Here is a 19732-nt window from a genome sequence, read left to right as displayed (position 1 = left end):
GGGGTCATCGGGGGGACTCTCCGGCGAGGAGGCGGGATATGGCGAGGATGAGCGGGGCGGGTGGGTTCCAGTCGAAGACGCCGTGGCCTTCGGGGGTTTCGGGGCCGATCATGCCGCGGACGAACAGGTAGCGGGCGCCGCCGAGGTGGTGGGCGGGGTCGTAGGCGGGCAGGCGCCAGCGGAGGTAGCGGTGCAGGGCTACCGCGTAGAGGAGGGCCTGGAGGGGATAGTGGGAGCGGATCATCTCAGCGGCCATGCGCTCGCGGGTGTAGTGGGCGACGGTGAGGTCGCCGGTGCCGAGGCGGTTGGTCTTGTAGTCGACGATGACGAAACGAGTGTCCGTGCCGTCGGTTACGCGCAGGACGGCGTCGATGCTGCCGGTGAGGTAGCCGCGCAGCGGGATGTCGTCGAGGGTGGCCAGGTGATCGGCATAGACGTACAGGTCGTCGTCGGGTGACAGGTGGGTGCGCAGCAGGTCGGCGATCTGACGCAGGGTCGCGGTCGCCGCACCCGGGGTGTCACCGCCGGCCAGGGGCAGCTCGAATTCCAACTCGTTCAAGCGATCTCGGGTCGAGATGTCGGCGAGCGAGCCGAAACCGAGCGGGGTGCGCAGCGCGGCGAGCACGGCGGTGCTGAGCACCGCCGGGTCGGCCTCGGCCATGAGTTCGTCGACGGCCGCGCGGCAGCGGTTGTCCACCTCGGCGGCGAGATCCGGTGCGTCCGTGTCGATCAGCTCGAACACGCCGTGCACGAGGGTGCCGAATTCCGCGCCGTAGGGCAGGGAGTTCATCAGCGACGCCGGGCCGGCGAACACCTCTTCGACCTCGGCGACCACCGGAGTGCTCGGCTCGTCGGCGGGGCCGCGAGTGTCCTCGGGTTCGATCTCCAGTTCGGGTGTGACGGGTCCGTGCGCGGAGGCGGTGAGCGCGGAGTACGAAGTGCGGCGCCAGTGCTGGTCGAGTTTGCGGTCGAAGTGCGCGGCGGCCAGCTCGCCGGTGACGGATTCGGTGCGCACTCGTTCGATCTCCACGTCGTCGGTGCCCACGACGGCGGTCACCGAGATGGCCTCCGCCGCTCCCCCGGCCCAGGCCGAAAGCAGACCCGGGGCAACGGCATCCGCGGGCACCGAGGCGCGCGGCGGAACGGTGTCGCCACCATCGGGGCGGCCGAGGATCATCCGGTGCAGTGGCGACGCGGCGGTCGTGATCGCCGGCGCCCACCAGGCGACCACCTGGCACATGGCGCGGGTCAGCGCGACGTATAGCAGGCGCAGTTCCTCACCGGCCTCTTCGGATTCGCTGCGCAGCTTGCGTTCCGCGTAACCGGAGGCATCGGGGCCGCCGACATCGAGGACGCGCATGTCGTTGTCGTCGTGGAACAACAGGGTGGCCGGGTAGGGGTTCTTCGCGTTGTCCCAGGCGAAAGGCACATAGACGATGGGGAATTCGAGGCCCTTACTGGCGTGCACGGTGGCGATCTGCACGGCCGCGGCGTCGCGGTCGAGCCTGCGGCTGCGATCGGCGACGGTGCCCGACGCGGGGTCGCGCACCCGATCGCCGAGCCAGCGGGTCAACGCGGTCAGCCCGAGCGATTCGGTGAGCGAGACCTGATCGAGCAGCTGGGCGATGTGCCGCAGGTCGGTCAGCTGGCGTTCGCCGTTCTCGACGGCGAGCAACCGGTGCGCCAGATCCGCCTCGGCAGAGATCTTTTCGAAGACGGCCGCGAAACCGGCGCGCGCGAACAGGCGCGCGGCATCACGGAGTTGCGCGCTGATCCGGCCGACCAGATCCGCTCCGCCGCTGTCGATCTCGGCGGCGGTGACACCGATCAGCGGCGTGCAGGCCGCCAACCTGACGCGGTCGCCGCGGTGCGGCTGCTCCAGCGCCCGCAGCAACCAGAGCCAGTCGGTGGCGCTGCTGGTGGCAAACACACTGGTGCCACCGGCCAGCACGGAGGCGACGCCGACCCGATCCAAAGCTGCTCGTACCACATCGATTTGAGACCGTGTCCGCACCAGGACCGCGATATCGCCCGGGCTGATCGGCCTGCGCGCGTCCATCGCCGTTCCCCGATCGGCGAACCCCGCTCCGGCGTTCGGCAAGACGGAATCCTGGCCGATATGGGTCGGTCGCGCGTTTGTGGTCAACGCGACCCCGGACTCCAAGAGCCGGACGATGTCGGCGGCCAAATCGTCGGCGACCTTCGCGCGCATACGACCGACCGCGGGGAAGCCGGATTTGTTCAACGGCCCTGCGCCGGTACGGGTCAGGCATCGCATGCGCAGCGGCGTGATCAGCTCGTCCGGTCCGGACAGCCGCGACCACGAGCGGGTGGCGTGCACCGGATAGACGGTGATCTCCTTGTGCCCCAACGCCGCACCGCCCTGCAGGTGGTCCAGCGCGGCGAGCAGGCCGGCGTCGCTGCGCCAGTTGGTGGTGAGTTCCTTGCGGGTGTCGGCGTGCGCGACCGCGTCCAGGTAGCTGAGCACCTCCGCGCCGCGGAAGGCGTAGATGGCCTGCTTCGGGTCGCCGACCAGCACCAGCGTGGTGTGGCCGTGGAAGGCGCGGCGCAGGATGTCCCATTGCAGCGGGTCGGTGTCCTGGAACTCGTCGACCAGCGCGACGCGGTAGCGCTCGCGGATGCGGCGGCAGGCGAGCGGGCCGTGCTCGTCGTCGGCCAGCACGTCGTGCAGCAGGACGAGCAGGTCGTCGAAGTCGCGCAGCCCGGCGAGGCGCTTGCGGCGTTCGGTTTCCGCGCGCACCGCCGTCGCGAAGGCCACCCGTTCGCCGGCCACGGAGTCGCCCTTCGGCATCAGCACCGCGTGCCGGTCGCGCACGGCGGCCAGCGCCAGGGTGTGCGCCTCCTTGACCGAGAACGGCGGTTCGGTACGGGCGTACCGATTCAGGTAGAGGTCGTCGGCGACCGTGCCGATCAGCTCGTCGACGGTCTCGACCAGGCGCGAACCGGGGTCGTGCTCGCCGGCCAGGCCGAGTTCGTCCAGCATCCGCTGGCAGAAGCTGTGCGTGGTCGCGATGGTGCCCGCGTCGAAATCCGAGAGGGCCGCGAGCAATCGGGCCCGGCGGCGGCGCACCTCGTCCGGATCCGCCTGCGCGAGATGCCGGATCAGTTCGTCGGCGTGCGCGCGGGCCAGCTCAGGATCCGCCAGCCCAGCCGCGACCACCACGAACCGATCTCGCGTGCGCTCGCGCAATTCCTGGGTGGCCGCCCGGCTGAACGTCACCAGCAGCAACTGGGAGACATCGATCCCGGCCTCGGCCACATACCGCACCGCCAGCCCGACGATCGCGTGTGTCTTGCCGGTCCCCGCACTGGCTTCCAACACGGTCGTCCCGGTGGGCAGCGGACCATACGGCTCGAAGCTGTCGGGCGCCCCCATCTCGGACACCACGAACGAGGTGTCTTGCACGGTCACGCGAACACCCGCCTTCCGACCCGCCGAAAGTGCCATTCTGCCGCCCCGACCCGCCCCACCGCGCCACCGACACGCGTGACGATCACCGCAGCCACCCCCGACCCACGCCGAACTCGCCAGTAGTCGCCGACCCTCAACGCCTCCGCCCCGCTCCCCAAGCGACCACCCCGATTCGCCCGGCCCCGAACAGGGCGGACTCGGTTGCCAGCGCTCACGGTTGGCCCTGGGTTTCGGCGGTCAGCAGGGGGGCCCACAGGCGGCGGGCCAGTGCGCCGAAGCGGGTGGTCTCGCCTGGCTCGCCGGGCGGGGCCGGGATTTCCATGAGGTGTTCGAGGCGGGGGGCCGGGCCCCAGACGTAGCGGAGGTGGCGGTCGGTGTGGTCGCCGAAGGGTCCGGGTCCGTTCGGGCCGCCGTTGAATTCGCGTTCGGCGGCGGCGATGGCCTCGTCGACGTTGGCGCCGCGGAAGCGGCGCTCGGCGTAGGCGGCGGTGGCGGTGGGGGTGATCGGCAGGGGTTCGGTTAGTCCGGCGTCACGCAGGGCTACGAGTTCGCGCAGAATGCCGCGGGCGGCGGGCATTTCCGGGGCGGTGATCTCCGAACGCCATGCGGGGCGGCCGAATTGGCCGCGGCCGGTGGTGACGGCGCGCCAGGTGCGGTCCTCGGTGACGGCCAGGGCCAGCAGCGAAACCCAGGCGGCGATCCGGTGTTTCGGGGCGAGCCGGGAGAACGTGGTGCGGACCAGGGTCTCGCCGCGCACCTCGGGAACGGTGCCGGTGAGCCTGCGTCCGTTGCCGAGATCCACCGCGACGTCGACGGCGCGCGGGCTGCCCTCGTAGTCGCCCTGCGACGCGCGGACCAGCTTGTCCACCGTGTGTTCGACCTCGTCGAGCACCGCCGCGCCGAAACCGAAGGGCGGCAACGTGCCTCGCCGCCACTCGGCGGCGCGCAACCCGGCCGCGTCCGCACCGGTCAGGCGGGCGGCCAGCAGGCGTTCGCCCAGTTCCCATTTCGCCAGCCCGTCGAGTTCGATGGGCAACCGGTCCGCGATGTCCTCTTCGTGCTCGGGCACCCGCAAGCCGAGCCGCTGCCACAGGAACGCGCGAATCGGATGCTCGACGAACGAAATCAAGTCGGCCAGTGCCACATCCGTGAACTCCGGGGCCGGCAACGGCTCCGGCAGGAACGGTGGGCGCGGCACCGGGGGTTGCCCGGCGGAGCGCGCCCCGGCCAGCGCGACGGTGTCGAAGCTGAACGGATGTTCGGCGCGGAAGTTGCGACGATCGAAGGCCTGCAACGGATGCCGGGTCACCACGGCGTCCATGCCTTGCGCGCCGACGTGCGCGCGCAGCACATCGAGCACCTCGGCGACCGGGATAGCGGGCGGGCGGTGCGCGCCGGTGACCGGGTCGGCGCCGGTGTGCAAAATCAGCAGCTTGTCCCTGGCCGACAGGATCGCGTCGAGCAACAGCTGCCGGTCCTCGCTGCGCGGATCCCGTTCGCCGAGTTGCGGGTTGCGGGCCAGCACGTCGTCGCCGTCGACACCGCCGGCACGCGGGAACACGTCGTCGTCGAGGCCGAGCAGCACCACCACGCGATGCGGCACCGACCGCATCGGCACCAGCGTGCACACGGTCAGCTCGCCGGTGCGGAAGTTGGCGCGGGTCGGCCGGGCGGCCAGCCGGGAGTGCAACAGCACCCCGACGTCGGCCAGCCGCAGCGACACATCGCCGGCGTGCTCGGTGGCGGCGGCCAGTTCCTGCCGGGCCTCGGTGCGCACCCAGGACTGCGAATCCGGCACGTCCGTCAGCAGGTCCAGCGCGCGGCCGAGCACCGCCGCCCACTCGTGCGCGGGGCGCGGGCCGCGCAGATCACGCAGGCAGACGGCGAGCCGGTCGATGAATTCGGCGAACCGGCCGGCCAGATCGACATCGTTGCTGTCCACGTCGTCCAGGGGCAGCGCGAGATCGAGCCAGTCTTCCGAGGTTTCGCCCGCGGTGACGCCGAGCAGGATGCGGTCCACCGCGGCGTTCAGCGTGTTCTGCGCGAAGTCGGCCAGCCCGAACGCCTGCCGCTGCCGCTGCCCGATCCCCCAGCGCGCGCCGGACTCGGCGGCCCACTCGCGCAGCCGCTCGATGTCGTCGTCGTCGAATCCGCAACGCCGCCGGACCGTTTCGGCCGCGGCCAGATCGAGCACCTGGGTCACGGTGACCCGGCCGTCGGCCAGCTCGAGCAGCACCCCGATCACCGCGAGCAGCGGATTGGTGATGCCCCGCCCGCGATCCGCGAGCCGGACCCGCAGGCGATGCGCCGGATGCCCCGAATCCGGCGCCTGCTCAACCGATCCCGGCGCCCGCTGGCCGAAGGCCGCGCGCACCAGCGGCGCGAACGCCTCCACCTCGGGGCACATGACCAGCACGTCGCGCGGTTCCAAGGTCTCGTCCGCGGCGAACAATCCGAGCAGGCACTCGCGCAGCACCTCGACCTGCCGCGCGGGTCCGTGACAGGCGTGGATCTGCACCGTTCCGTCACCGGCACACACCGCGGCCGGCGGCCACCGGTCGTCGCGGATTCCCGCCTGCAACGCCGCGAGCAGCGTCGCATCGGACGTATCACCTTGCGGCACAAGATCATCCGAAATCGGATAGTGAGTATCCGAGCCCACGGACTCGGCCAGCCGCTGTTGCAATTCGCGAACATCGCGCGCGAGACCCGCCAGCAGCGGATGCCGCACGGCACTTCCGCTGCGATCGGCCGCCCGCGAACGCGCCGCCGGACTTCCGGCCAGCTCGGTCCACATCACCGGACTCGGGTGCGGCAGCCACAGATGGATCTCCCGCGTCTGCGCCAGCGCGGACAACACCGCGAGCTGATCGGTGGACATCCGGGTCGCGCCGAACAACGAGAACCGCTCCGGAAATGGAACAAGTTCACCGTCTGCCCGCAGCCGCGCGCACGCCGCCTCGAGTCGCTCCGCCGGACTCGGCGCGCCGGACTCGGCGCGCAGCCGCCGCCACAGTTCGGGCTGCCACAGCAGATCGCCGGGCACCGGATTTCCCGCGCCGTCGGTGTCGGACCCCGCGGCCCAGTCGAGGATCAGCCCCGGCCGCTGCGCCGCGTAACTGTCGAACAGCGCGGCCACGTGCGCGGCCGTGGCGTACCGGCGGCCGATCCGATGATCGTGCCCGGCCGGGTCGTTCGCGCCCAGATGCCGGGCGAGCACCGCGCACCACGGCTCGCCGAGCGAGGCATCGATCACCCGCAGCAACGTCCATACGACCCGCTCGCCCGCCCACGGATCGTCCTCCGGCCGGACCCCGCTCGCCGCCGCCAGCGCGGCGGTGACCAGCGCGGAGGGCGACGGAAACTGGATATTCGCCGCGACGCCGTCGGTCGAGGCGGCGTCGAAGGACGCCGAGAACGCCACCGCCCCGGACACACCGAGCACCGACGACAACCGCTGCGTCAGCCACCGCTCGACCCCCTTCGCGGGCACCGCGACCAGCTCCGCCGCGAACGGATCGGGCAGGGGCGTGGTCAGCAGCTCGGCGAGTCCGTCGGCCAGGACGTCGGCGCGCTCGGCACGGTGGATGTGCAGCGGCATCTGCGCCTTTCGGTCGGCGGGGCAATCGGACAGGCGCGGGGACTCGCGACGGGGTGGTGATCGCTCACGTGTGGCGAATCGCCTCCGGGCTTCGTGCACGTTTATACGCCCAGTGACTCCGAGGCAACTGTGCCACCCCGAAGCAGTTCCGAACGGACCTGTTTACGTTACCTGTGTGACTGGAGTGAAATGAACCACACAAGAACACATTCCTACGCCGTGTCCGCTCGGATCCGCGCGCCCGATGTGCGACAGTGCTGAACCGGGGAGGACGAGAGAGCTGCACCGAAAGGCTGGTTCGCGTTCATGATTGCGATGGTGATTCCCCTGGTTCCGCGAGGCGGGTTCACAGTCCGCCGCGTAGGAGATCGCTGGGAGCTCGTCAACTCGCGAGGCTACGGCCGCACGGTCGTCCTACATTCGTGGCCGCGCGACCAGCACACCGAGGCGTTCGAGCACTGCTACCGCCTCAACGGACGCACAGTAGAGGAACTGAAGGCCGCGTTCCGCTGAACCGCGGGTGGTGGCCGAAACCCGCTGGGGCGCAAGTACGCAACATCGCTTAGCACACGCCGGTCCGGAGCTCAAGACGTGCGTCTGGCTCGCCGATGTGCGATCGTGTTGCCTCGTGCGTCATCCCTCGCCCGCCACCCGTTCCGTTCCGCGCGTGGCCGCATCCGCCTGTGTCCTCGCCGCTGCGGCGATCCTCATCCCCAGCGCGCCAACTCTGCTGCCCAGCGCCGCCGCGCTACCCCTGGCGCATACCCAGGGGTGCCTGGCCGGGTTCGACTGCGATATGAGCAGCCGGATCGCCGCGGTGGACAAGTACCTGGCCGGGCGCCCCGGCGTCACCGGTTACGTTGTGCGCGACCGGGTCTCCGGCGGCGTGTACGCGAATGCCAACGCGGAGAACAAGGTCTGGACCGCGTCCACGATCAAGCTCGCCATCGCCGAGGACCTGCTGAACCGGGCCAGGGTCGGCGCGATCAACCTGACGCCGGAAGATCGCGGAACCATGGAGGCGATGCTCGCCACGTCCAACGACGGCGCGGCGGACATCCTCTGGACCAAGTACTCGGGTCTGGACCGGATGGCGTTCAACAACGCGTTCCGCGCGAACGGCATGGCCACCCTGGACCCGCAGCCGACCAACACCGCGCTGTTCCCGGACTGGTCGTTCCAGAAGTGCACCGCGGCCGACCTGGACCGGTTGATGGACAACATCCTCAGCCGCATGCACCCGGACGACCGCAACTACCTGCTCGACCGCATGCGCGCGGTGGACAGCAACCAGCACTGGGGTGTGTGGGGCGCGGGTGCTGCGATGCGACCGGGCCTGAAGAACGGCTGGTCGCAGGAGCAGGGCGGCTGGGTGGTCAACTCGGTCGGCTTCGCGGGCCCCGGCGAGCGCTACACGCTGGCCATCATGACCTCGCTCGGCGACGGCGGCGTCTTCACCGACGGCGCGGACACCGACACCAAGGTCGCCGAGATGTTGTTCGCGGGGCGCTGAACCCGCCACGCACACACCGGATTACCCGGAGCGCCGGTGCAACACCATCGGCGCTCCGTCCCGCGGGAACGGAATCGAGGTGTACCCCCACGGCATTCGGTAGGCGTCGGGAATCTGCCACGTGTACGCACGCACCAGCGCGGCGATGACCGTCTTCACCTCGAAGGTGCCGAAGTGCATGCCGATGCACTTGTGCGCGCCCGCGCCGAACGGCATCCAGGCCAGCCGATGCGACTTGTCCTCGCGCCGTTGCTCGTCGAACCGTTCGGGGTCGAACAGCTCTGGGCGCGTCCACAATTCGGGTAGCAGATGGTTGACCTGATAGGCGAGATCGATCGGCGTGCCCGCCGGGATGTAGTGACCGGCGATCTCGGTGTCGCGCACCGCGCGACGCGACAGCCCGGGCACCGGCGGCATCAACCGCAGGCTCTCCTTGATCACCAGATCCAGATCGCGCAGACCCTCCAGATCGGTGATAGTCGGTGCGGCGCCGCTCTTTTCGCTGTCCAGCCCGAGCACCTCGTTGCGCACCCGCTCCTGCCACTCCGGGTGCTTGCCGAGGTAGTAGGCGACGGCGGTCGCGGTGGTCGTCGTGGTGTCGTGCGCGGCCATGATCAGGAAGATCATGTGGTTCACCACGTCCGCGTCGCCGAACACCCCGCCGTCCTCGCTGCGCGCATGACACAGGCCGGAGAAGAAGTCCGGTGATTCGGTGCGCCGCTTCTCCGGCAGCATCGCGGTGAAGTAGTCCTGCAACACTTTTCGGCCGCGCAGACCCGAGCGCCAGTGGCCGCCCGGAACCGAGTGCCGGATGATCGCCAGGCCCGCGTGCGTACAGTCGATGAACGCGTCGATCAGTTGACGCCGGCGCGGGCCGACGTCGACGCCCATGAACGTCTCGCCCGCGATGTCGAGGGTCAGTTCCTTGAGCGTCGGATACAGCTGGACCGTCCGTTCGGCGTTGCCGCCCTGCGGAATCCAGCGATCGATGCTCGTGCGCACGACCGGGGTCAGCGCGGCGAGGTGCGCTTCCAGCCGTTCCCTGGTGAAGGCCTGCTGCATGATCCGGCGATGGAATTTGTGCTCTTCGAATTCGAGCAGCAGCAGCCCGCGCCGGAAGAACGGGCCGATGAAATAGTCCCAGCCCTGGCCGAAGTCGCGGCGGCGGCGGCCGAGCACCTCGTCGAGCGCCTCGGGCCCGGCGACCAGCACCCGGTCGATGCCGAGCGAGGTGTTCAACGAGACCGGTCCGTACTTGCGGTAGCGGCCGACCATCTCGGCCGGGCCCCAGCGCATGTACTGGAGCACGCGACCGAGGTAGGGCAGCCCGGCGTCGCCGTGCACCGCGGTGGTCTCGCTACCCTCCGGCGGGGTCGCCAGCACCTGGTGCCGCTCGGGGATCAGGTCCAGCGCCCGGTCCAGCAGATGGTCGTGCGGGATGTCGATCAGCGCGGAGTTCTCGGACCGGGGTAAGTCCTCGGATTTCCCGCGCACGCTGGGCTTTCGGCCTACTGCACGGTCCCCGGCGACCATCGCGAACCTCCCTGAACGAGGGTATTCATCGTATTCTCTTTCGCCGTCTGCTTAGGCCGGTTCGCGCAACCGACTCGGGCAAATACGACGCGACCCCGTCGCGCAACACACCGGGAACAGGGACGTCGTCGCGACGGCCGGGATGGAGCCGACTACGGTTGGGACCTGACCACAACTGTTCGCGGGGGACAATCCCCAGGTCTGTCGAGGAGTCAGCAACCATGAGCACAGCATCGCGCAGCGATTCGGTGAGCGGCGGTGACCGGGCGGGTCGGCACCAGGTGGTAGTGATCGGCTCCGGCTTCGGCGGCCTGTTCGGCACCAAGCACCTCAAGCGCGCGGACGTGGACGTCACGTTGATCTCCAAGACCACGTCGCACCTATTCCAGCCGCTGCTCTACCAGGTGGCCACCGGCATCCTCTCGGTCGGCGAGATCGCGCCCGCGACCCGGCTGGTGTTGCGCAAGCAGAAGAACGCGCAGGTGCTGCTCGGCGATGTCATCGACATCGACCTCGAGGCCAAGACGGTCACCTCGCGGCTGCTCAACTCGAACACGGTCACCCCGTTCGACAGCCTGATCGTGGCCACCGGCGCGCAGCAGTCGTACTTCGGCAACGACCAGTTCGCCACCTACGCCCCCGGCATGAAGACCATCGACGACGCGCTGGAGCTACGCGGCCGCATTCTCGGCTCGTTCGAGGGTGCGGAGCTGGCCACCAGCCAGGAGATGCGGGACCGCCTGCTCACCTTCGTGGTGGTCGGCGCCGGGCCCACCGGAGTCGAATTGGCCGGGCAGATCGCCGAACTCGCCGATCGCACGCTCGAGGGCACGTTCCACAACATCGATCCGCGCGACGCCCGCGTGGTGCTGCTCGAAGGAGCCGGCGCGGTGCTCGGGCCGATGGGACCGAAGCTCGGACTCAAGGCCAAGAAGCGGCTGGAGAAGATGGGTGTCGAGATCCAGCTCAACGCCATGGTCACCGATATCGACGCGCTCGGCGTGACGGTCAAGGACTCCGACGGCACCATCCGGCGCATCGAGTCCTCCTGCAAGGTGTGGTCGGCCGGCGTGCAGGCCAGCCCGCTGGGCAAGATGCTCGCCGAGCGCTCCGACGGCACCGAGGTGGACCGGGCCGGGCGCGTCATCGTGGAGCCGGACCTGACCATCAAGGGACATCCGAACGTCTTCGTCGTCGGCGACCTGATGTCCGTGCCGGACGTGCCGGGCCAGGCGCAGGGCGCGATCCAGGGCGCCACCTACGCGGCCAAGGCGATCAAGGCGGGACTGAACGGTCAAGCGCCGCAAGACCGTAAGCCGTTCAAGTACTTCAACAAGGGCAGCATGGCGACCGTGTCCCGGTTCAACGCCGTGTGCCAGATCGGCAAGCTGGAGTTCAGCGGGTTCATCGCCTGGCTCGCCTGGCTGGCGCTGCACCTGTACTACCTGATCGGCTACCGCAGCCGGATCGTCACGGTCATCCAGTGGTTCGTCACGTTCCTCGGGCGCAGTCGCGGGCAGATGGCCGCGACCGAGCAGTGGGTGTTCGCCCGGCTCGCGCTCGAACAGGTCAATTCCGACGAGGAAGAGGCCGACGAGCTCGCGGCCGCGCTCGGTGCGCCGCCGGCCGAGAGGGGCAAGCTGGCGGAGAAGGCCAAGGCGGCGATCGACGGCCGGGTGGGCTGAGCTCGATCCGATCCCATCGAAGGCGACTCTCGGACTGTCCGAGGGTCGCCTTCGTCGTTGTGCCCGACATGTCCGAAAGGCCGTTCGCGGCGGAGTTCGCGACTCCCGCGTAGCTATTTACCGGCAATGCGAGGGCCGGTAAATCGACCGATAATGCACCCATCCATTCGCCGAGCAGATCCGAATGTCGGACGTCGAAAGTGACATCTCTTCTGACCTGACGAAAGGCGATCTACCTATGGGCACAGGCAAGCACAGAGCCCCCAACCCGCAGCGGCAAAAGGTGGGCTCGATGGTCGCGGCAGGTGCGGTACCGCTGGTCCTCGCACTGGTCGGCACCGGCACCGCCAATGCCGAGCCTGCACAACCCAACGTGACGGCGCAGCCCGACCATCCGGTGCAGTGGCCCGCGGCCGAGCCGCCGAACGCGATGCCGTACGAGGGCTTGAACATCCCGGACAACACCAAGAGCTCGTTGCAGTGGTCGCGGCCGATGCCGGAGAAGAAGTACCTGGCGCCGGTCGGCGTGCTGCACCCGCCCGTGCCGGTGGCCCCCGTGCCGCCGATCGCGCCGCCGCCGGGCAAGTTCCGCTTCGGTGACGTGCAGGTCGACGCGCCGGACTTCATCGACTCCGAGCAGGCCATCCAGATCAACGACAACTCGGCCATGCTCGAGGCGAACCTGGCCACCTTCTTCGACTCGGTCGGCATGGAACGCAGCCGGTCCGACCGGATGGCCGGGCAGATCGTCGGCACCGCCGCCATGGGCGCCGTGGCCGGTGCTGCCTCGGGTGCGCCGATCGCGGCGACCTCCGCGCTGGTCGGCGGGGCGATCGGGCTGGTCGTCGGGCTGCCGTTCGTGCCGGTCGGCATCGTGGCCGGGCCGATGCTCGGCGCGTCCGTCGGCGCGGCCGTGATCACAGTTCCCGCGGCCGCCGTCGGCGCTGCGGCCGGTGCGGCCGTCGGCGCGGTCAACGCGTTCAACGCGCCCTCGCGAGTCGTGGGCGACTGATCACTTAGGTGCGAGCAGAACCGAACAGGGTGGGAACCCGACGACACTGTCGAGTTCCCACCCTTTCTCGTTTCTCCCCTCCTGGGCGGGGATACACCTCGAGGTGACGGCGGACACGCACCCGCGTTTCTGATTCGGCGAGTCGCTTTCGGCGAGTCGTGTTGACATCAAGATCAGCGCAACACAACAGCAATTCCGAGCGGCCCGAGCGATGCCCACCGGCGACCAAAGGTATCGACTTGCCGCACACCATTTGATTTCCCGCACACCCGGCTCGCCGCCACGACACGGGTGCGGATGCCACAAGGTGTGCGGCTTCGCGCGATCGAGGTGCTACGAGCCGATCAAGGCGCGGCGGCCAGGAGGGAGCCCGTTCGGGTGAGCAGGGTGCCGCCTGCCGCCAGGGGGAGGCGGGTTTCGGTGAGGTCGGTGGTTTCGGCCGGGTGATCGTCGGGGTAGCGGAGTTCGCTTTCCAACGCTCGTGGGGCGGCGAGCCGGTCATCGGCGGCGGTGCCCGCGCCCAGCTCCAAACGGTGTCGGAGCAAAGGCATTTCGCCGAGGTCGGCGATCAAGTCGCCGCGCCAGCCGCCGGCGTCTTCGCCGGAACGGCCGATCTGCACGCGTTCGCGCAGGCGCAGGCGAGCGTCGGGGGCGAGGCGGACCGAGGTGATGGTGTGGTGATGCGCGCCGCCCGCGACGATCGTCGGCTCGGGATCGAAGTCGAGCTCTCCCCCGGTGTCGACCTGAAAACGCCAGTGCGCCAGGGACGCTGGGGTCGCGGCGCTCGGCAGGGCGATGGTCGCCGCGACCGAGCGCACGGCCAGGCGCGCGCCCGGGCCGACCACGATGGTGATGTCGAGTTCGTCCCCGCCGAGCGGGGTCGCGGCGGTGCCGATCAGGTGCACGGTGTGCGGCGCGGTGCGGCGGGCCGACAGCCCGCCGCTCGCGTGGATCTCGGGCAGCGCCGTCGCGCTCGCGACGATCCGGACCTCAGTGCGCAACAGCGGATCCGGTGCCGGCCCGGTCCTGCTCGGCGATGACGCGCAGTTGCTCGCGCACCCAGGCGAGCACCTGGGTGGCGGCCGGGTCGTCGGTGAGCGAGATGAGCGCGGTCGGGCGGCCCTCGCGCACCTTCGCCGCGTCGCGTTCCATCACCCCCAGATCCGCGCCGACCAGCGGAGCCAGGTCGGTCTTGTTGACCACGAGCAGATCCGAGAAGGTCACGCCCGGACCGCCTTTGCGCGGCACCTTGTCGCCGCCGGCCACATCGACCACGAAGATCTGCACGTCGATCAGGCCGGAGGAGAACGTCGCGGTGAGGTTGTCGCCGCCGGACTCGACCAGGATCAGGTCCAGCGGCGGGTTGGCCGCGATGAGGTCGTCGATGGCGTCGAGGTTCGCGGTGATGTCGTCGCGGATGGCGGTGTGCGGGCAGCCGCCGGTCTGCACGGCGGTGATCCGCTCGTCCGGCAGCACCGCGTGCCTGCGCAGGAAGTCGGCGTCCTCGGTGGTGTAGATGTCGTTGGTCAGCACGGCGAGCGACAGTTCCTCGCGCAGTTGCCTGCACAGCGCGGCCACCAGCGCGGTCTTGCCGGAGCCGACCGGGCCGCCGATGCCGATGCGCAGCGCCTCACCGGCGGTGCGGTCGCGTTTCGGGCGATCGTGGGTGTGGTCGTGCGGTTCACCGTCGATCAGGTGCGGTGGCATGGTGGCGATCTCCTTCTATCGGGGACTCAGCTGGCGAACAGGGGCATGTCACGGTGCAGGTGACGTTCGGCGAGCACGTCTTGCAGCGGGTCGGAGAGGCAGGCGAGGCCGTCCGCGGCGGTGGCGGCGGTGCGGTCGCAGAGGTCGGCGAGGCGGATCGTGCAACCGGCGATGGCGGCGGGATCGAGCGCGAGCAGGCGCTGGGCGGCGGTGGCGGCGCCGGTCAGGGTCGTGTAGACGACCACGCCCGCGATCTCCTTCGGGGTGACGGCGCAGGCCGCGCCGACCATGCCGAACACCGTCGACAGATGCGGGCGGGCGCCGAGTGCGGACCAATCCTCTTGCGGCCACAGCTGTTTGGCCAACCGCAGCAGGCCACGCCCCTGTGCGCGCGACGCGGTGCGGGCGGCGGGCGACGGTGTCCGCGCGTCGGCCTCGGCTTCCGCGCGAGCGGGTTCGAGCGCCCCGGCACAGACCGCGGCGGCCAACGAGGCGGCGACCAGTCCCGAGGTGCTGATCCGGCGCCGCAGATACAACTCGACCGTCCCCACATCGCGCACCACCCCGCACGCGATCGCCTCCTCCACCCCACCCGAGTGCACATGCCCGCCGATCGGCAACCGCGAATCCGCCAACGCCAGCAGCGTCGCCAGACTCACCGACCCGATTTCACCCACCGACGGATCCTATGCCCGGCGTGTTGCATCGGCGTGTCCTGGTCGACTCTCCCTGCACCACACCGCCGGACATCTCCCCGCGAGAGGGACACGGCGGCGACGAACATCGAGTAGCGACGCCACGATGTCCCGCTCAGCAGCCGCCGCCGAAATCCTTGCCGCCCAACGGGACACGACTGTCCACTCGCGGGGTAATGACCGAGATCAGCTTCGTCGGCGAGACGAGGAGCCCGGTTCAGCGCGGTTCGGTACCGCCCTGATGTTCGGCTTCCAGCAGTGCGAGCAGTCCGGGAAACCTGCTCTCGACGTCCGTGCGTCGCAGGCGGATGCCCTTGCGATTTCCGTAGTCGATCTCGTCGATGAGGCCTGCTTCGCGCAGCACCCGGAAGTGGTGGGTCTGGGTCTGCTTCGAGATCGGGAGATCGAACGAGTTGCAGCCGCGCTCGCTGTCGGTGCGGTCGGCGGCCAGCTTCGTCATCACCGACCGGCGGTGTTCGTCGGCGAGGGCGCGAAGCACCACGCCCAGCTCGAGCGCACCGGCCTCGGGACCGACCAGGTTCGTTCCGGCCACGGACACCTCCTTCAGGTACGTATTGCATCGTACCTGAGCGGCGTGCTCTACTCGAGTACGAAATTGATCGTACCTAGACGGCAGGCAGGTGTCCGTCGATGCTCCGAGAGGTCTTGTCATGAAGAAGCCCGAGGTGCTCATAGTCGGTGCCGGAATCGCCGGACCCACCCTCGCGTACTGGCTCGCCCGGCATGGATATCGGCCGACCGTCGTCGAGCACGCCAGGCAGCTGCGCTCCGGCGGCAGCGCGATCGTCGTGCGCGGGCCCGCGATACCGGTCGCCGAGCGCATGGGCATCCTGCCGCGGCTGCGCGAACTCGCCACCCGCAATCGGTCGCTGATCCTGCTCGATCCGGTCGGCAAACCGGTCCTGCGACTTCCCTCCGCCCCGGGCGGGTCGCCCGCGGTCGAGGTGACCCGGGCCGACCTGTCCGAAGTTCTCCACCGGTCGGCGCGCGACGATGCCGAGTTCGTGTTCGACGACACGGTCACCGCACTCGATCAGGACGAAGCCGGGGTCGACGTCACCTTTCGACGGTCCGCGCCACGGCGTTTCGACCTGGTGATCGGCGCCGATGGAATGCACTCCACCACAAGGCGTCTGGTGTTCGGGGACGAGCAGCAGTTCGTGCGCGATCTGGGCCTCTTTGGCGCGACCGTCCCGCTGGAACCCGGCGCCGTCGATGATCCGAGCGAGCTGACGATGCTGACCGTGCCGAACCGGATGCTGGTCGTCCATCCCTCGCGCACGACGCCGCTCGCGATCTTCACCTTCCGGGCCGCACCGCGGGCGCCCCACGACCGCAAGAACATCGCTGCGCACAAGCAGATCGTGGCCGACGCGTACGCCGACGTGCGATGGCGGACACCGGAATTCGTGGCGGCGTACCTCGACCACCCGGCCCCGTTCTTCGACCCGCTGACCACCGTCCGGATGCCCTCGTGGTCCCGCGGACGGATCGTCCTGCTCGGGGACGCGGCGGCGGCCACCGCCCTGCTGGGGGACGGGTCGAGCATGGCGATGGCAGGGGCGCATGCCCTCGCGGAGGAACTCGCCGCCCACCCCGGCGACCACGCCCGCGCCTTCGCCGCCTACGAGTCGCGGCTACGCCACGAAGTGCGACCGCGGCAACGACGCGTCGGCCTGCTCGCCAGACTCCTGGTGCCCGCCACCGGACCGGGGCTCGCGGTACGCAACACGGTGGGTCGCGCGATCGTTCGCACGACCCGGATCACCTCTCGCGAACCACAACGGAAAGACCGGGCAGCGGCGGGAACCGGTGACCGCGACGATCTGCCTCGACTCGGCAGGAGCTGAGTTCGGCGGGAGCTACCGGGCATGCGGTGGCGCGGGGTCGACAAACGGGTCTAGCTCCGGCGCGACTTCCCTGGCATGCGGCGGGGCATGCGTTCGAAGAAGCGCTGGACCTGGTTGCGGGTGAGGTTGGTCCAGGCTTGGACGGGGGCGGACCACCAGGGGGCGATTTCGCGGGGCTTGGCGGTGACGGCGTGGCAGACGAGGTCGGAGGCTTCGTCGACGGTCAGGCCGGGGACTCGGCTGAAGTCGGTGGGAGCGCTCATCCTGGTGTGCACCAACGGCATATAGATGGAGGTGGAGGTGACGCCGTCGCCGGCCGCCTCGGCGGCGACGCTGCGCAGCCAGACGTCGAAGGCGGATTTGGACGCGCCGTAGGCGGCCCACTGCGGGGCGGGCGGGACGAGGATCGCCCAGGTGGAGATGTTGACGATGTGGCCCTGTTTGCGTTCGCGCATGTCCGGCAGCAACGTGAGCAGCAGGCGCACCGGGCCGAGATAGTTGATGTCGATGGTGCGGGTGAAGTCGTGGAAGCGGTCGTAGGACTTGCTGATCGGGCGGCGAATCGACTTGCCCGCGTTGTTGATCACCATGTCGACGTGCCCGTGTTCGTCGAGTAGTTGCCTGCCGAGTTTCTCGACGGCGTCCATGTCGGTGAGGTCGGTGGGATAGACGTGCGCGGTGCCGCCGTCGGCCTCGATCTCGGCGGCCACCTGATGCAGGTCGTCGGCGGAGCGCGCGACGAGCAGCACGACCGCTCCGGCCGCGCCGAGCTTGCGCGCGCTCGCCTTGCCGATGCCGTGCGACGCGCCGGTGACCAGCACGATCTTGCCGTCCACCGCCGCGTGCAGCTTGCCGTCGCGCGGGCGCGAGGTCGGATACAACAGTCGTGCGGCCACTCGCTCGGCGATCGGGCGACCGTTGCTCTGCGCCGGAGTCTCGTTCACGATTCCGACTCTATTAGCAGCACGTCAATTTAGTTGGAGATCGTTGGCCGCGTTCGGCGGCGGCAGCATTGCCGGCGGTCATGCGCCGCCCGCGCATCGAACACGTGCGCCGAATGCAGTTTCCGTCGGACCACGGCCGCACGCAAGCGCCCGCCGCTAGTGCCCGACGCCGCTCGACTCGACCCGGGCCGGTGAGGCGAACCGCGCGATCATCGCCATCGCGATCAGCACCGTCGCGCCGACCGCGGTGGCGATATGCATGCCGGAGACGAACGATTCACGCGCGGACTCGATCAGGGCGGTGTTGCCGCCCGCTTCCTGGATGGTCTCCCCCAGCGTCGCGGCGTAGTCGCCGCCGGAGCGGAAGATCAGTGCGGCAAGGGATCCCAGCAGGGCCAGGCCGAGCGCGTTGCCTAGCTCGAAGCTGGTCTCCGAGATGCCGACCGCCGAGCCGGCGCGTTCGGCGGGGACCGAGGACACCGCGACATCCGAAACCAGCGTGAACGCAAGGCCGTAACCGATACCGGCGACGGTGGAGCCGACCAGGTACCACCACAGGCCGCCGTGCACGCCGACGCCGAGCAGCATGAGATTGCCTACGGCCGAAGCGGTCAGCGCGAACACGAAGGTATTGCGCGTGCCGAAGCGTCGACCGAACCGGGCGCCGCTCATCGAGCAGACGAACACTGCGACCGCCATCGGAATGCCGAACAGGGCCGCCGCGAGCGGGTCGCGGCCGGTGACCGATTGCAGGTAGATACTGGTGAGGTAGCTCATCGCGGCCAGCGACATCATGCCGACCAGGCTGGAGCCGATCGCCACCGAAAACCCGGCACGGGTGAACAACCGCAGGTCGAGCAATGGTTCGTCGAGCTTGCGCTGCCTGCGCACGAAGACGGTCAGGAGCACCACGCCGATCAGCGAGATCAGGATCGCCTCCGCGTCGACCCCGTCGGCCGCGGCGTGCTTGATGCCGTACACCAGCGGCAGGATGCCGCCGATGGACAGCGCGACGCTCGGCAGATCCAGCGGTCCGCGCACCCCGGCGCGATGCTCGGGCAGCACGAACGGGCCGAGCGCGAGCAGGATCAGCAGCACCGGGATGTTGATGAGAAAGACCGAGCCCCACCAGAACTGGTGCAGCAGCATGCCGCCGATGATCGGCCCGACCGCCGAACCGCCGGCGAAGAACGCGGTCCAGATGCCGATCGCGGCGGCCCGCTTGCGCGCGTCGGGGAACAGGGTGGAGATCAGCGCGAGGCTGGACGGCAGCAGGGTCGCGCCGCCGATGCCCATCATGGCCCGCGCGATGATCAGTACCGCGGAACTCGGCGCGAACGCGGCCAGGACGGAGGCGATGCCGAAGATGGTGGCGCCGGCGAGCAGGATGTTGCGCCGGCCGATCCGGTCGCCGAGGTTGCCCATGGTGATCAGCAGGCCGGCGATCAGGAAGCCGTAGATGTCCAGGATCCACAGCTGCTCGGCGGCCGAGGGATCCAGGTCGACGGTGAGCGTCGGCATGGCCAGGAACAGCACCGAGATGTCCATCGACACCAGCAGCACCGGCAGCAGCAACACCGCGAGGCCGAGCCAGGCACGGCGCGAGCCGACAGTGGGCGCCGCCTGCGCGGGCCGTACTGCCTCGACGTCTGTCATCCTTGGTAATCCTCTCCATCTCGCGTACGCCGTACGCACAACTGGAGTACAGTGTACGCAAGCTCCCCCGGAAGTGAAAGTG

The 19732-nt window shown here is 69.6% G+C and carries 13 protein-coding genes; 4 read left to right on the top strand and 9 right to left on the bottom strand.

Features of this window, described 5'->3' with window-relative positions; genetic code table 11:
• Positions 1-4: 4 nt before the first annotated feature.
• Entirely contained in the window at positions 5-3397 is a 3393-nt protein-coding gene (locus ACFYO1_RS09845) for a UvrD-helicase domain-containing protein (RefSeq protein ID WP_387231807.1), read from the bottom strand.
• Between the two features lie 247 nt (positions 3398-3644).
• Positions 3645-7034: an exodeoxyribonuclease V subunit gamma gene (gene recC, locus ACFYO1_RS09840; protein WP_387228894.1), complete on the bottom strand. Its 3390-nt coding sequence runs from the start codon at positions 7032-7034 to the stop codon at positions 3645-3647.
• Between the two features lie 667 nt (positions 7035-7701).
• Here recC and ACFYO1_RS09835 point away from each other — a divergent pair.
• A complete protein-coding gene (locus tag ACFYO1_RS09835; protein WP_387228892.1) occupies positions 7702-8547 on the top strand; it encodes a tat pathway signal sequence in 846 nt (281 codons plus the stop codon).
• A 21-nt stretch (positions 8548-8568) separates the two neighbouring features.
• Here ACFYO1_RS09835 and ACFYO1_RS09830 read toward each other — a convergent pair whose 3' ends face one another.
• Positions 8569-10080: a cytochrome P450 gene (locus ACFYO1_RS09830; protein ID WP_387228890.1), complete on the bottom strand. Its 1512-nt coding sequence runs from the start codon at positions 10078-10080 to the stop codon at positions 8569-8571.
• A gap of 221 nt (positions 10081-10301) precedes the next feature.
• Between ACFYO1_RS09830 and ACFYO1_RS09825 the strand changes: the two genes are divergently transcribed.
• Both ACFYO1_RS09825 and ACFYO1_RS09820 read left to right on the top strand, forming a co-directional pair.
• Entirely contained in the window at positions 10302-11765 is a 1464-nt protein-coding gene (locus tag ACFYO1_RS09825) for an NAD(P)/FAD-dependent oxidoreductase (protein ID WP_387228888.1), read from the top strand.
• A 292-nt stretch (positions 11766-12057) separates the two neighbouring features.
• Entirely contained in the window at positions 12058-12777 is a 720-nt protein-coding gene (locus ACFYO1_RS09820) for a hypothetical protein (RefSeq protein WP_387228886.1), read from the top strand.
• Positions 12778-13121: 344 nt separating this feature from the next.
• Here ACFYO1_RS09820 and ACFYO1_RS09815 read toward each other — a convergent pair whose 3' ends face one another.
• The 4 genes from ACFYO1_RS09815 to ACFYO1_RS09800 form a co-directional block, all read right to left on the bottom strand.
• Positions 13122-13778, bottom strand: a complete 657-nt coding sequence (locus tag ACFYO1_RS09815) for an urease accessory protein UreD (RefSeq protein WP_387228884.1) — start codon at positions 13776-13778, stop codon at positions 13122-13124.
• Positions 13768-14484, bottom strand: coding sequence for an urease accessory protein UreG (gene ureG / locus ACFYO1_RS09810; protein WP_387228882.1), 717 nt, complete (start codon positions 14482-14484; stop codon positions 13768-13770). Before ureG ends, ACFYO1_RS09815 begins: the two co-directional genes overlap by 11 nt.
• A 26-nt stretch (positions 14485-14510) precedes the next feature.
• Positions 14511-15143 (bottom strand): urease accessory protein UreF, encoded by a 633-nt coding sequence (locus ACFYO1_RS09805; protein WP_387231805.1) that lies wholly within the window; start codon positions 15141-15143, stop codon positions 14511-14513.
• Positions 15144-15396: 253 nt separating this feature from the next.
• A complete protein-coding gene (locus tag ACFYO1_RS09800) occupies positions 15397-15732 on the bottom strand; it encodes an ArsR/SmtB family transcription factor (RefSeq protein WP_387228880.1) in 336 nt (111 codons plus the stop codon).
• A 118-nt stretch (positions 15733-15850) separates the two neighbouring features.
• Here ACFYO1_RS09800 and ACFYO1_RS09795 point away from each other — a divergent pair, with 118 nt between their 5' ends.
• A complete protein-coding gene (locus tag ACFYO1_RS09795; protein WP_387228878.1) occupies positions 15851-17050 on the top strand; it encodes an FAD-dependent monooxygenase in 1200 nt (399 codons plus the stop codon).
• Positions 17051-17100: 50 nt separating this feature from the next.
• On the opposite strand, the gene ACFYO1_RS09790 is transcribed toward ACFYO1_RS09795, so the two are convergent.
• Both ACFYO1_RS09790 and ACFYO1_RS09785 read right to left on the bottom strand, forming a co-directional pair.
• On the bottom strand, positions 17101-17994 hold the full coding sequence (locus ACFYO1_RS09790; RefSeq protein WP_387228876.1) for an SDR family NAD(P)-dependent oxidoreductase: 894 nt from the start codon (positions 17992-17994) through the stop codon (positions 17101-17103).
• Between the two features lie 156 nt (positions 17995-18150).
• On the bottom strand, positions 18151-19650 hold the full coding sequence (locus tag ACFYO1_RS09785; protein WP_387228874.1) for an MFS transporter: 1500 nt from the start codon (positions 19648-19650) through the stop codon (positions 18151-18153).
• Positions 19651-19732 lie beyond the last annotated feature (82 nt).

Origin of the sequence: Nocardia sp. NPDC006044 (genome assembly GCF_042871115.1) — a bacterium.
Lineage (GTDB): Bacteria > Actinomycetota > Actinomycetes > Mycobacteriales > Mycobacteriaceae > Nocardia.
This window is presented reverse-complemented; position numbering and strand designations above follow the sequence as displayed.

Excerpts from the sequence above, each read along its gene's own strand:
- ACFYO1_RS09845 (WP_387231807.1), bottom strand. The coding sequence starts at position 3,397 with ATGGGGGCGCCCGACAGCTTCGAGCCGTATGGTCCGCTGCCCACCGGG.
- recC (WP_387228894.1), bottom strand. The coding sequence starts at position 7,034 with ATGCCGCTGCACATCCACCGTGCCGAGCGCGCCGACGTCCTGGCCGAC.
- ACFYO1_RS09830 (WP_387228890.1), bottom strand. The coding sequence starts at position 10,080 with ATGGTCGCCGGGGACCGTGCAGTAGGCCGAAAGCCCAGCGTGCGCGGG.
- ACFYO1_RS09825 (WP_387228888.1), top strand. The coding sequence starts at position 10,302 with ATGAGCACAGCATCGCGCAGCGATTCGGTGAGCGGCGGTGACCGGGCG.
- ACFYO1_RS09820 (WP_387228886.1), top strand. The coding sequence starts at position 12,058 with ATGGTCGCGGCAGGTGCGGTACCGCTGGTCCTCGCACTGGTCGGCACC.
- ureG (WP_387228882.1), bottom strand. The coding sequence starts at position 14,484 with ATGCCACCGCACCTGATCGACGGTGAACCGCACGACCACACCCACGAT.
- ACFYO1_RS09795 (WP_387228878.1), top strand. The coding sequence starts at position 15,851 with ATGAAGAAGCCCGAGGTGCTCATAGTCGGTGCCGGAATCGCCGGACCC.
- ACFYO1_RS09785 (WP_387228874.1), bottom strand. The coding sequence starts at position 19,650 with ATGACAGACGTCGAGGCAGTACGGCCCGCGCAGGCGGCGCCCACTGTC.